Origin of the sequence: Microbacterium sp. BF1 (assembly GCF_019279095.1) — a bacterium.
GTDB lineage: Bacteria > Actinomycetota > Actinomycetes > Actinomycetales > Microbacteriaceae > Microbacterium > Microbacterium maritypicum.
The window spans coordinates 1-808 of sequence record NZ_JAGYWT010000746.1 but is presented as its reverse complement, the minus strand read 5'-3'; the positions used below and the strand labels follow the sequence as shown (position 1 = coordinate 808).

2 protein-coding genes are annotated in these 808 nt (G+C 70.2%); both read right to left on the bottom strand.

Going from position 1 to position 808, the window contains the following annotated elements; translation table 11 throughout:
- Window positions 1–623 (bottom strand): YhgE/Pip domain-containing protein (locus KZA10_RS16515; RefSeq protein WP_218683437.1); only part of this gene is annotated, 623 nt, incomplete at its 3' end.
- On the bottom strand, window positions 620–808 hold a 189-nt coding region (locus KZA10_RS16510), incomplete at its 5' end, for a hypothetical protein (protein ID WP_218683436.1). The genes KZA10_RS16510 and KZA10_RS16515, both read right to left, overlap by 4 nt.

The following is an 808-nucleotide window of genomic DNA, read 5'->3' as shown; positions in this document are numbered from 1 at the left end:
CCAGTGGCGGCATCCCGCGCCCCGTTCGCGAGCTTCACCGCGCCGTCTGCCGCATCGCCGATCTGGTCGCCGATGGTGGTGAAGCCGACCAGGATGTTCTCGGTCGTCGCCTCGGAGAGCATCGTGCCCATGGTCGACGCGGCGACATCGGCGAGCTGACCCGTGATGAGGTCGTCGGCGACGAGTCCGTCCTTCGGCGTGGTCACCGTGATGGTGGCCTGCTCGGCCTTGCCTCCACCGTCGGAGATCGCGGTGCCGGCCGAGGTGGCGGCGGTCGAGAAGTCCTCGGGGATCGTGATGACGGCCTGGTAGGAGCCGTCGGCGAGTCCGTCGGCCGCGTCGTCCTTGTTCGAGATCACCCAGGTGAGGTTCGAGTCGAGGTCGTCTGACCCCTCCACGAGACCCGCGGCGAGCTGGCGCCCGAGCGGAGTCATCTGCCCGTCGATGGTCACAGGCTCGTCGAGATTGACGATGGCCGCGGTCATGGAGTCGAGGCGCTCCGTCGGGTTCTGCAGGGCCGCGACCAGGATGCCGCCGACCGCCGCCGGCAGCAGCAGCACGCCGAGGATGGTCAGCCAGGTGATGGGCTTGCGGGAGCGGGCGCGCTCGATGGGGAGGGTCATGCGGTCACCTCGGTGGATTCTGCGGCGCTCCGGCGAGGAGCACGCGTGTCGAGAGTCTGTGCGTCGGGCCATCCGGCCTCGGCGAGGGTGGTCCGTGCCGAATCGGCGTCGGAGGCAGTGGCGAACACCGCGAGCGTGCGGGAGGCCGCGGCATCGCGCAACATCGCTGTCGCCTGGTCGCGCTG